This is a genomic window from Microbacterium sp. zg-YB36, assembly GCF_024623575.2.
In the GTDB taxonomy this organism is placed as follows: Bacteria; Actinomycetota; Actinomycetes; order Actinomycetales; family Microbacteriaceae; genus Microbacterium.
Map to the genome: position 1 here is coordinate 1,647,443 of NZ_JANJFD020000001.1, position 11,032 is coordinate 1,658,474.

An 11,032-nucleotide genomic window follows, 5' to 3' on the forward strand; every position below is an offset into this window, starting at 1 on the left:
TGATCGACCGTCGACGCGGTCAGAATCCTCGGGCGACGATGACCGTCGCGATGTCGCGCCGCATGGCGGCGAAGAGTTCCCGCTCGAGGGCCTCGGGAGTCTCCACACCCACGGCCTCGGCGCCGAAGCCGCGCGCGATCAGCACGTGGTCGAACGCAGTCACTTCGGTGTCGATGCGCTGAGCACCCGCCCGGTCGAACGAGTCGCGGATCTCGCCGTACCCGCGGTTGTCCCAGATCAGGAGCGTGAACTGCCGTCCGAGATCCACGGCGCCGGCGAGCTCGGTCAGTGTGAACAGGGCGCCGCCGTCTCCGGCGATCACGAGTACGGGGCGCTCAGGCTCCGCGATGGCGGCGCCGATGCCCATGGGCAGGGCAGGTCCCAGCGTGCCGAGTCCGTACGGGGCGATGCGCGCCGTCGGCTCGTCCGGGGTGACGACCTGATGCAGCGTGTACGCGAGCTGCGTGGAGTCGAGCACCTGCACGGCATTGCTCGGCATGGCCCGTCCGATCGCCGTCACCCACGGGAGGTGGGCGAGGGACTGGTCGGTCCAGTCGCTCGCAGCGACCGCCGCCGCAGCTCGCGCGGCCCCCGTGTCCCCCGTGGCCGGCGAGCGCACCGGGAGAGCAGCCACGAGGGCATCGAGCGTGAGTGCGGCGTCGGCGCACAGGGCGATATCGGCGGCGAGCGGCGTGTGGAGGTTCGCGGGATCGGTGTCGATACGCACGAGGGTGCCCGTCATTTCGACGGTGCGGCCACTGTAGAGCATGTCCGCGCCGGAGAACTCGGTGCCCACCGCGAGCACCACGTCGGCGTCCCGCACGAGCGCGTGCCCGCCCTCCAGCGGCAGCAGCGGCCCCACGGACAGGGGGTGGTCGCCCGGCAGGACGCCGGCGCCGTTTCCCGTGGTGATGACCGGGGCGTCCAGCAGTTCGGCAAGGCGGCGCACCTGCGCCGTCGCGCCCCGCGCGCCTCCCCCACAGAGGATGACGGGCGCCGACGCCGTGCGCAGGGCCGCCGCCGCCTGCTCCACGGTCTCCTGGTCCGGCGCGGCGAGCGCCGGCAGCGGTGCCGGCGCAGCGGCGGCAAGGGCGTCCGACACATCGGCGGCGAGCAGGTCGATAGGCAGCGAAATGACGACCGGTCGCGGTCGCGGTGCGCGCAGGGCCCGCCAGGCCGCGTCGAGGAGCGCCGGGAGGTCCGCGGCATCCGTCAGTCGCCACGCGTGAGCGGTGACCCCCGACGCGGCCATCACCTGATCGCGCACGTCGTGAAGGGGGCCTCGTCCCCGACCGAGGTCTGCCGTCGCAGTGTCCGCGGCGAGAAAGAGGACGGGCACCGAGTCGTGCCAGGCCTGCGCGAGCGGCGTGAGGGCATTGAGCAGTCCGGGGCCGGTCACCAGGAGTGCGACGCCGACCTCGCCGGTCTGCCGTGCGTAGGCGTCGGCCATGAAGCCGGCGCCCTGCTCGTGCCGGGCCGGGTGCGACGCGATGCCTGCGGCCGGGAGCCCCCGGTACATCTCGATCGTGTGCACGCCGGGGATGCCGAACACGGTATCCACGCCGCGCAGCGCCAGCTGGTGGGCGACGGCTTCGCCAAGTCTCATCGTTCGGTCTCCTTGGATCGTGTACGGGTCAACCGAGCACGCGGCGCAGGAACGTGCGGGTCCGCTGGTGCTGCGGGTCGTCGATCACCTGCGCGGGCGGTCCTTGCTCGACGACGACGCCGTCGGCCATGAACACCACCCGGTCGCAGACGTCGCGGGCGAAGGCGATCTCGTGCGTGACGACGATCATCGTCATGCCGTCATCAGCGAGGGAGCGCATGACGCCCAGCACGTCGTCGACGAGCTCGGGGTCGAGCGCACTCGTGGGTTCGTCGAACAGCATGACTTTGGGGCGCATCGCCAGCGCGCGCGCGATCGCCACGCGCTGCTGCTGTCCCCCGGACAGCTGGGCAGGGTAGTGACCGGCCTTATCGGCGAGCCCGACGCGGTCGAGGAGGGCGAGCGCCTCGGCGCGCACATCGGTCTTGGACCGGCGCAGCACCCGGACGGGCGCCTCAGCCACGTTCTCCAAGGCGGTCATGTGCCCGAACAGATTGAACCGCTGGAACACCATCCCGATCTCCCGGCGGCGCTCGGCGACCTCGCGGGGCCGAAGTTCGTGTGGGCGCCCGCGGTGCTCGCGATACCCGACCAGGACGCCGTCGACGCGGATCTCACCGCGGTCGATCTCCTCGAGGTGGTTGATGCAGCGCAGCAGGGTCGACTTCCCTGATCCCGACGGCCCCAGGATGCCGACGACTTCGCCGGCCTGCACATGGAGGCTGACATCGGTGAGCACTTCGTGTGGGCCGAACGCCTTCCGCACGCCGTCCACGACGACCAGGGGCGGGTTCGATATGCCGGTCATCGGGATCCTCCATCCGTGCGGACACTGTCAGTGGTGGCGATGACGGGGGCCGGTCCGGTCAAAAGCGCCGGTTCACCGCCCCGATCACGACGGAACCCGAACATGCGCGCCGCCCACCCGGGCTGACGTTGCTGCAGGCTCTGCGAGAACCGCCTCTCCAGCCAGCCCTGCAGGATGCCGGCGATCGTCGTGAGGATCAGGTACCAGACGCTCGCGACCAAGAGCATCTCGATGACGCTGTAGTCGGCGGCTCCGATCTGGCGGGCGCGGTAGAGCAGCTCTCCGGCGCCGATCACCGAGACGAGGGAGGTCTCCTTCAGGAGGGTCACGAGCTCGTTGCCCATAGGCGGGAGGATCGACCGCATCGCCTGCGGCAGGATGATGCGACGCAGGGCCTGGCCGCGGCCCATGCCGAGGGCATCCGCTGCCTCGTACTGGCCCCGGTCCACCGAGAGCAGTCCGCCCCGGACGATCTCCGACACGTAGGCGGCCTCGTTGAGTGCGAGCGCGAGGATCGCGGCGGTGAACGGGGAGATGAGCACGTTGAGACTGATCTCCGCGGCGCCGAACCCGATCGTGGGGATGAACAGGGCCAGATTGAACCAGATCAGGATCTGCACGAGCAGGGGGGTGCCACGGAAGATCCAGACGAAGAGCCACGCCGCCGAGGCCAGCATCCGGTTGCCGGAGACCCGCATGACCGCGACCACAACTCCGAGCGCCGCCCCCACAATCATGCTGACGACGGTCAACAGCACCGTCATCGTCATGCCTTCGAGGATCGCCGTCGCACCGACGCGGGAGAAGATGAGCTCCCAGCGGACGACGCTGCGCGTGGCGACCTGCCAGACGAGCGCACCCGCGAGGGCGAGCACGACGATGGCGGCGGCCCACTGTCCGTAGTGCCGGACGGGCACGACCCTGCGTCCCGCCGCCTCGGAGATGTGTGTCGCGGTCATGGGTCGGGTCACTCTGCGCCGTTGACGGTGATCTCGTCGAGGGCGGCGTTGGTGAGCGAGTAGGAGCTCATGATGTCGCCGTACGTGCCGTCGTCGACGAGCGACTGCAGCGCCTTCTGGAACGCGTCGCGCAGCTGGTCATTGCCCTTGGCGAAGACGTAGCCGAGCGGCATGGGCTCGATGGATCCCTCGTTGGCGACCTCGAAGGCCGTGCCGCCGCCGATCTGCGATGCGTTGTACATGCCGACGGCTTCCTGCGTCAGCAGCGCCGCGGCGCGGCCGGACTGCACCTGCATGAGCGCCTCGGTGTCGCTCTGCTGCGTGAGGATGTCGATCTGCTCGCCCGCGCACGCACCGGCGTTCTCCTCCTCGAGCAGGCTCTGCTGCGTGGAGTCGACAAGCACGGACACCGTCAGGCCGCACAGGTCGGCCATCGACGAGATGCCCGCCTCGTTGCCTGCCGCGACGATGATCGCCTGGTCTGCGGCGAAGTAGTCGACGAAGTCGTAGTTGGCCTGGCGCTCCACGGTGTCAGTGATCCCCGCGACGACGAGGTCGTAGCGCTTCGCGTCCAGCGAAGGCAACAGGGTGTCGAAGGCGACGTTGTCAAGCTCGTACTCGATGCCGAGGCGCTCGGTGACGGCATCCAACAGGTCGATGTCGAGGCCGACGATCGTGGAACCGTCGGCGTCGATGTACTCATAGGGCGGGTAGTACGCCTCGGTGCCGACACTGACCGAGCCGGCCTCCTGCACAGCGGCGGGGAGTGCCTGGAAGAACTCGTTCTCGGCGTTCGCTGCCGGATCGGGAGCGGATGCCGGGGCATCGGAGGTGGCGGCGCAGCCGGCAACGAGGACGGCGCTGAGGGCGAGGCCGGTGATGGCGAAAGTCATCCGGCCGAGGGTGCGCTGAGGCATGGGGAGTCTCCTGGTGCTCGGTGGTTCGGGATCCGTCGAGGAAGTAACGTGTTGAACACTAGGCAACGGTTGTTACATACAGGTTTCCCTTCCCGCTCGCCGCCGACGGATGCGGCGAGGCCAGGAAGTTGACACTCACGCACCTTTTCGCATCCCGCGCACGAAGAACCAATCGAGGAGTTTCCATGCGACCTGTGGTGCCGACCCCCACGACGGCCCCGCCGCAGATCGGTCCGCGCCTGCGCCACGCGCGGCAGCAGCGCGGGTTCACCATCGCGCAGGTCGCCGACGCCGCTGGTGTGACGAAAAGCTTCATCAGCCGACTCGAACGGGATGTCGCATCCCCCAGCGTCGCAACTCTGGTCGCGCTGTGCGAGGTGCTGTCCCTGGAGATCGGGAGCCTGTTCACCACGCCGGAGCGCGAAGTCATCTCGCTCGCCACGGCGCCTGCAATCAACATGGGCGGCAGGGGGGTCGCCGAGTGGCTGCTCACCCCCCGCAGCGAGCCCCGCACGCAGTTGCTGTGGTCACGCGCGGACCCGGGCGCCTCCGGCGGGCGCGACCTCTACTCGATGAACTGCGAGAGCGAGACGGTGCTCATCCTGAGCGGCTCGATCACCCTGGTCTTCACGGATGAGGAGATCGCGCTCCGGCCGCACGACACCCTGACCTTTCGCGGCAAAGACGCACACACGTGGCGCAACGACGGGACGGTCCCGGCCGAGTTCCTCTGGATCCTCTCCCCCGCGCCGTGGAGCGGATCGGATGCGTAGGTTGCCTGCCACGAAACTTCTGTGGCTCGGCGGCGGGTTTCCTGGAAGTTACGGTGATCAGGCGATTGCGCGCTAGACCCGGCGCGTGCTCGCCCGCAGCACCAGCTGCGGCACCCGCGGCTCGGGGTACTGCGGCGACTGCTCGTCCTGCAGGATCGCCAGCACCGCGGCCATCGCGTCCTGGCCGAGCCCGACGAAGTCCTGGCTCATCGTCGTCAGCGGCGGCGAGAAGTGCGCCGCCTCCGGGATGTCGTCGAACCCCACGACGCTGACGTCGTCGGGCACCCGCAGCCCCGCCGCCTCCAGGGCATGCAGCAGCCCGACGGCCATCTGGTCGCTCGCCACGAACACCGCACCTGGTACGCCGTCGGCCAGCAGCTGCTGCCCGGCGCGGAACCCCGAATCCGGCGACCAGTCGCCGCGCACCGCCGGGCGAACCGGCGCACCCGCTTCGTCGAGCCGCTCCCGCCAGCCGCGCAACCGCTCCTCGGCATCCATCGACCCCTCGGGGCCGGCGATGTGGCGGATGTCGCGGTGCCCGAGCTCGAGCAGGTGCGACACGGCGGCACGGGCGCCCTCGCACTGGTCGATCGTCACGCGCTGCGCGCGCCGCCGGGCGTCGGATGCCACCGCGACGAGGGGCACACCGAGCTCCCAGCCGTCGAAGGCGGCCAGTGCGGCGCGCTCGTCGACCACCAGCACCATCGCCTCCACCGACTGGCGGATGAGCATCTCCGCCGCCGAGCGCAGCGACGGCACCTCGGCATCGGCCAGGCTCATCGTGATGACGGCATAGCCGGCGTCGCGCGCCGACTCGTTGACGGTGCGCACGGTGCTAGCAGGGCCGAAATCGGGCAGCCCGGTGGCCACGAGCCCGATCGTGCGGGAGCGGCGGGTGACCAGGGCCCTCGCCGCCTGCGAGGGCACGTACCGCAGCTCCGTGATCGCCTGCTCCACCCGCTCGCGGGTGGCGGTGCGCACGTTGGGCAGGTCGTTGAGCACACGCGACACGGTCTGGTGCGAGACGCCGGCCAGACGCGCGACATCAAAGATCGTCGCGACGCGCCCGCGATCACCGCCGTTGCCACTCACCTGCTCCGCCGGCTCCCCTCGGGCGCCGTCGTCGTCCGCGCCTCGCCCATCATTATCCCGGGGGCGCGGGGCCGTTCCGCGCCGGCGGTCATCGGCGTCGCGCTGTCAACACGCGCTGCAGCACGATGAACACCAGCAGCAGCGCCCCGATGAAGATCCTGGTCCACCACGACGACAGGGTGCCCTCGAACGAGATGATCGTCTGGATGATGCCGAGCACGAGCACTCCCAGCACCGACCCGAGCACGAAGCCGTAGCCGCCGGCCAGCAGCGTGCCACCGATGACGACCGCGGCGATCGCGTCGAGTTCGGTGCCGATCGCCGTCAGCGGGTACCCGGAGAGCGTGTACAGGGTGAACAGCACGCCTGCGATCCCCGAGCACAGCCCGCTGATCACGTAGACCAGCACCTTGGTACGCGCCACCGGCAGGCCCATGAGCAGACCACTCTGCTCGCTGCCACCGAGGGCATACACGGTGCGCCCGAACCGGGTGCGGTGCAGCACCCACACCGCGATGACCACGACGACGACCGCGATGATGACGCTCGGGGTGATCGACAGCCCGCCACCCAGCGGGATGCGGCCCACCCCGAGGGCGATGAACGTCGGGTCGCTGATCGAAATGGAGTTCTGGCTGATGATGTAACACAGGCCCCGCGCGAGGAACATCGCCGCGAGCGTCGCGATGAACGGCTGCACCTTGAAGTAGTGCACCATGATCCCGACCAGCAGGCCGAGCAGACTCGTGGCCAGCAGGATCAGCGGGATGACGGCATACGCCGGCCATCCCGACTGCAGCAGGCTCGCCGCGATCATCGTCGACATCGCCACGACGGCGCCCACCGACAGGTCGATGCCGCCGGTGAGGATGACGAACGTCATCCCGACGGCCAGCACGATGAGGTAGGCGTTGTCCACGAGCAGGTTCAGCAGCACCTGACCGGAGAAGAAGCCCGGGTAACGGATGCCGCCGCCGATGAAGACCGCCACGAACAGGATGAGGGTGACCAGCACGGGTCCGTACTTCGGGCTGGTGAAGGTGCCACGGATGCCGCCGGTCGCCCGTTGCAGCGGGCTGCGCACGGGGGCGGGCGTCGGGGCCAGGGAGATGGTCATGCCGCTGCCACCCCCTTGCCCGATCGCAGGGCCAGTCGTCGCCGGAATCCCCGGAACGCCTCGTTGGTCGTCGGCGACTGCAGCAGGCACACGATCGTGACGACCGCGGCCTTGAACACCATCGTGGCGATCGGCGGGATGCCGACGGTGTACACCGTGGTCACGAGCGTCTGGATCACCAGCGCCCCGATGAGCGTGCCGGTGAGCGAGTAGCGGCCGCCGGCGAGCGATGTGCCCCCGATGACGACGGCGAGGATCGCGTCCAGTTCGATGAACAGGCCGGCGTTGTTGGCATCCGCCGCCATCGTGTTGGCGGTGAGGATGAGACCGGCCACGGCGGCGCACAGGGCGCAGAACGTGTAGACGGCGAACAGCAGCACCCGCGCCCGGACACCGGCCTGACGGCTGGCTTCGGGGTTGATGCCGACGGACTCGATGAGCATCCCCAGCGCGCTGCGCCGGGTGAGTGCGGCGGCGATGAGGAAGACGGTCGCGCCGATGTAGACGGCCACCGGGATGCCGAACCAGAACCCGGCGCCGAGCACCTTGAACGGCGGGCTGTTCACGGTGAGGATCTGCCCCTCCGTGATGAGCATCGCGATGCCGCGGCCGGCGGTCATGAGGATGAGTGTCGCGATGATCGGCTGGATGCCGAGCACCGAGACGAGGAACCCGTTCCAGAGGCCACACACCAGGCCCACCGCGATGGCGGTCAGCACCGCGACGGCGACGACGCCCGGATCGGCGGGGTTCGACGCCCCGAGCAGGATGCTGCAGGCCACGGCCCCGGAGATCGCGCACACCGCACCGACGGACAGGTCGATCCCCCGGGTGGCGATCACGAGCGTCATGCCGACGGCGATGATGAGCGTCGGTGCGCCGTTGCGGAGGATGTCGATGAGCGACCCGTAGAGGTTGCCGTCGCGCATCGTGATCGTGAAGAACCCGGGGAAGGCGACCACGTTGATGAGGAAGAGGACCACGAGCATCACGAGTGGCCAGAACAGCCGGTTCGAGACGAAGCGGGCAAGGGCGGCGGTCATGCGCGTTCTCCCTGGTCGGTGAGCGGCAACTCGGATTCGGAGGGCTCACCCTCGGCGATGAGGGCGAGCAGGCTGTCGACGGTGAGGTCGTCGTTGGGGAGATCTGCGACCTTCTCGCGGTCACGCATCACGATGATGCGGTGGCTCAGGCGCAGCACCTCTTCCAGCTCGGCGCTGATGTAGACGACGCTCATGCCGTTCTCGGCGAGGCTCACGACGAGCTTTTGGATCTCGGCCTTCGCGCCGATGTCGATGCCGCGGGTGGGCTCGTCCAGGAGCAGCAGGCGCGGGGCGACGGCCAGCCACCTGGCCAGCAGCACCTTCTGCTGGTTGCCGCCGGAGAGGTTGCGCACGATGGCATCCGCGTCCGGGGTGCGGATGTTGAGGGCCTGGATGTAGCTGTCGGCCAGCTCCTGCTGGCGTTTCTTCGGGATCGGGCGGAACCAGCCGCGGTCGGCCTGCAGCGCGAGGATGATGTTGTCGCGCACCGTCAGTTCGTCCACGATCCCTTCGCTGCGGCGGTTCTCGCTGGAGTACGCGATGCGCGCGGACAGCGCCTGACGCGGCGTGCGCAGCCGCCGCGCGTCGCCGCGCACCGTGAGCTCCCCGGTGTCGGCACGGTCGACGCCGCCGAGGAGCCGCGCGATCTCGGTGCGCCCGGAGCCGAGCAGGCCGGCGAAGCCGACGACCTCGCCCTCGTGGATCTCCAGGTCCAGCGGTGCCACGGCGCCCTTGCGGCCGAGACCCCGCGCGCGCAGGAACACCGTCGCGTCGCCCGGTCCGGCATCCTCCCGCACCCGCTGCTCCAGGTCTTCCAGGGTCGCGATCTCCTTGCCGATCATCTTCTGCACGAGATCGATGCGCAGCAGGTCGGGCGTCAAGTACTCGCCGACGAGACGTCCGTTGCGCAGCACCGTGAGCCGGTCGGCGATCTCGTAGACCTGGTCGAGGAAGTGCGAGACGAACAGGATCGCCACGCCGCTTTCCTTCAGGGAGCGGATGATGCGGAACAGCTCCGCGACCTCGTCGGCGTCCAGGCTCGAGGTGGGTTCGTCGAGCACGAGCACCCGGGCGTCGACGTTGATGGCACGGGCGATGGCGATGAGCTGCTGGATGGCCAGCGAATGCGAGCCGAGCAGCGACCCGGCATCGATGGCCAGGCCCAGGCCCTCGAGCACCTCGGCGGCCTGCGCTTTCATGCGCCGGACGTCGATCGACCCGAATCGGCGCGGTTCGCGGCCGAGCATGATGTTCTCCGCAACCGACAGGTTCGGCAGCAGATTGACCTCCTGGTACACCGTGGAGATGCCGGCATCCTGCGCCTGCGCGGTGGTGCGGAACAGCACCTCGTCGCCGGCGAGCCGGATCGAGCCGGAGTCGATCTGGTAGACGCCGGTCAGCGCCTTGATGAGGGTCGATTTGCCGGCGCCGTTCTCGCCCATGAGCGAATGGACTTCGCCCGGGAACATGCGGAAGGAGACACCGTCCAGCGCGCGGACTCCCGGGAAGGAGATCGTGATGTCGGTCATCTCCACGATCGGGTCGGGGTGGCCGGCCGGTGGAGCGGGGCGGGTGGGCTCGGTCATGTGCGTGTTCTCCGTCGAACGTGCCGGCGTCGGTCAGGGCGTGGGGCGAGGGGCGGGTGCCCGGCGGCATCCGCCCCTCGTCCTTCCGATCAGTACTGGCGGTCGGGCAGCGCCTCGATCGCCTGCTCCTGGGTGAAGGTCGTCTCCTCCGTGATGATGCGCTTTTCGACTTCGCCGCCCTCGTTGAGGGTGGTGATGATGTCGACGAGCTGCTGGCCCAGCAGCGGCGAGCATTCCACGATGAAGTTGATCTTGCCGTCGGCGAGGGCCTGCATGCCGTCCTTGACGGCATCCACCGTGACGATCTTGATGTCCTCGCCGGGCACCATGCCCGCCGCCTCGATCGCCTCGATCGCGCCCAGACCCATGTCGTCGTTGTGCGCATAGACGAGGTCGATGTCGGGGTTGGACTTGAGCATCGCCTCCATCACCTGCTTGCCGCCGGCGCGGGTGAAGTCGCCGGTCTGGCTGGCGATGACGGTGAGGTTCGGGTTCTCCGAGATCACCTCGGCGAACCCTTCGGCACGGTCCAGCGCCGGTGCGGCGCCGGTCGTGCCCTCCAGCTGCACGATGTTGACCGGCTCGGTGGTGTCGGCGTACTCCTCCAGCACCCACTGCCCCGCCTTCTCACCCTCGACGATGAAGTCGGACCCGAGGAACGACACGTACAGCGACTCGTCCTGCGAGTCGACGGCACGGTCGGTGAGCACGACGGGGATGCCGGCGGCCTTGGCCTCGTTGAGCACCGCGTCCCAGCCGGTCTCGACGACGGGCGAGAAGGCGATGTAGTCGACGCCCTGCTGGATGTAGGAGCGGATCGCCTTGATCTGGTTCTCCTGCTTCTGCTGCGCGTCGGAGAACTTCAGCTCGATGCCGGCCTCCTCGAACGCGGACTGGATGTCTTTCGTGTTGGCCGTGCGCCACCCGGATTCGGCACCGACCTGGGCGAAGCCGACGACGAGATCCTCGACGGCCTTGGGGCCTTCGGTTTCGCCGCCTCCGGCTCCGCCGCCCCCGCTGGCACAGCCCGCGAGACCGAGCAGCAGCCCCGCTGCCGCCGCGATCGAGATGAGCTTCTTCTTCATTGAACAAACCTCCCTGTTCCCCCCTCGGCGCGGCTGTGCGCCTTGG

At 69.2% G+C, this 11,032-nt stretch carries 10 protein-coding genes; 1 reads left to right on the top strand and 9 read right to left on the bottom strand.

The annotated features are described in order from the left end of the window. Positions 1-19 precede the first annotated feature (19 nt). Genes NQ151_RS08500 through NQ151_RS08515 form a run of 4 tightly spaced genes read right to left on the bottom strand, consistent with a single transcriptional unit; the run spans position 20 to position 4,290 of the window. Positions 20-1,606: a thiamine pyrophosphate-binding protein gene (locus NQ151_RS08500; RefSeq protein ID WP_257527734.1), complete on the bottom strand. Its 1,587-nt coding sequence runs from the start codon at positions 1,604-1,606 to the stop codon at positions 20-22. Between the two features lie 28 nt (positions 1,607-1,634). Then, the gene (locus tag NQ151_RS08505; protein WP_285891693.1) at positions 1,635-2,414 is read right to left on the bottom strand and encodes an amino acid ABC transporter ATP-binding protein; all 780 of its coding nucleotides are present in this window, start codon (positions 2,412-2,414) and stop codon (positions 1,635-1,637) included. Continuing rightward, positions 2,411-3,373 carry an amino acid ABC transporter permease gene (locus NQ151_RS08510; protein ID WP_257527735.1) on the bottom strand — a complete coding sequence of 321 codons (963 nt, stop codon included), beginning with the start codon at positions 3,371-3,373 and terminating at the stop codon, positions 2,411-2,413. Before NQ151_RS08510 ends, NQ151_RS08505 begins: the two co-directional genes overlap by 4 nt. Before the next feature lie 8 nt (positions 3,374-3,381). Then, positions 3,382-4,290, bottom strand: a complete 909-nt coding sequence (locus NQ151_RS08515; protein WP_257527736.1) for an ABC transporter substrate-binding protein — start codon at positions 4,288-4,290, stop codon at positions 3,382-3,384. Positions 4,291-4,475: 185 nt separating this feature from the next. Here NQ151_RS08515 and NQ151_RS08520 point away from each other — a divergent pair, with 185 nt between their 5' ends. After that, positions 4,476-5,063, top strand: coding sequence for a helix-turn-helix domain-containing protein (locus tag NQ151_RS08520; protein ID WP_257527737.1), 588 nt, complete (start codon positions 4,476-4,478; stop codon positions 5,061-5,063). Positions 5,064-5,135: 72 nt separating this feature from the next. On the opposite strand, the gene NQ151_RS08525 is transcribed toward NQ151_RS08520, so the two are convergent. The 5 genes from NQ151_RS08525 to NQ151_RS08545 all read right to left on the bottom strand — a co-directional run bounded on the left by NQ151_RS08525 (position 5,136) and on the right by NQ151_RS08545 (position 10,986). Then, positions 5,136-6,155, bottom strand: coding sequence for a LacI family DNA-binding transcriptional regulator (locus NQ151_RS08525; protein ID WP_257527738.1), 1,020 nt, complete (start codon positions 6,153-6,155; stop codon positions 5,136-5,138). A gap of 88 nt (positions 6,156-6,243) precedes the next feature. Next, positions 6,244-7,272 carry a galactofuranose ABC transporter, permease protein YjfF gene (gene yjfF / locus NQ151_RS08530; RefSeq protein ID WP_257527739.1) on the bottom strand — a complete coding sequence of 343 codons (1,029 nt, stop codon included), beginning with the start codon at positions 7,270-7,272 and terminating at the stop codon, positions 6,244-6,246. Continuing rightward, positions 7,269-8,315 carry an ABC transporter permease gene (locus NQ151_RS08535; protein ID WP_257527740.1) on the bottom strand — a complete coding sequence of 349 codons (1,047 nt, stop codon included), beginning with the start codon at positions 8,313-8,315 and terminating at the stop codon, positions 7,269-7,271. Before NQ151_RS08535 ends, yjfF begins: the two co-directional genes overlap by 4 nt. Beyond that, complete coding sequence (locus tag NQ151_RS08540; protein WP_257527741.1) at positions 8,312-9,901, bottom strand: sugar ABC transporter ATP-binding protein; 1,590 nt, start codon at positions 9,899-9,901, stop codon at positions 8,312-8,314. The genes NQ151_RS08535 and NQ151_RS08540 overlap by 4 nt, the downstream gene beginning before the upstream one ends. Before the next feature lie 89 nt (positions 9,902-9,990). After that, a complete protein-coding gene (locus tag NQ151_RS08545) occupies positions 9,991-10,986 on the bottom strand; it encodes an ABC transporter substrate-binding protein (protein ID WP_257507778.1) in 996 nt (331 codons plus the stop codon). Positions 10,987-11,032: the final 46 nt, after the last annotated feature.

Bases quoted from the DNA above. Each gene is read 5' to 3' on its own strand.
- yjfF (WP_257527739.1), bottom strand. From the start codon at position 7,272: ATGACCATCTCCCTGGCCCCGACGCCCGCCCCCGTGCGCAGCCCGCTG.
- NQ151_RS08545 (WP_257507778.1), bottom strand. From the start codon at position 10,986: ATGAAGAAGAAGCTCATCTCGATCGCGGCGGCAGCGGGGCTGCTGCTC.
- NQ151_RS08535 (WP_257527740.1), bottom strand. From the start codon at position 8,315: ATGACCGCCGCCCTTGCCCGCTTCGTCTCGAACCGGCTGTTCTGGCCA.
- NQ151_RS08520 (WP_257527737.1), top strand. From the start codon at position 4,476: ATGCGACCTGTGGTGCCGACCCCCACGACGGCCCCGCCGCAGATCGGT.
- NQ151_RS08500 (WP_257527734.1), bottom strand. From the start codon at position 1,606: ATGAGACTTGGCGAAGCCGTCGCCCACCAGCTGGCGCTGCGCGGCGTG.
- NQ151_RS08505 (WP_285891693.1), bottom strand. From the start codon at position 2,414: ATGACCGGCATATCGAACCCGCCCCTGGTCGTCGTGGACGGCGTGCGG.
- NQ151_RS08510 (WP_257527735.1), bottom strand. From the start codon at position 3,373: ATGACCGCGACACACATCTCCGAGGCGGCGGGACGCAGGGTCGTGCCC.
- NQ151_RS08515 (WP_257527736.1), bottom strand. From the start codon at position 4,290: ATGCCTCAGCGCACCCTCGGCCGGATGACTTTCGCCATCACCGGCCTC.
- NQ151_RS08540 (WP_257527741.1), bottom strand. From the start codon at position 9,901: ATGACCGAGCCCACCCGCCCCGCTCCACCGGCCGGCCACCCCGACCCG.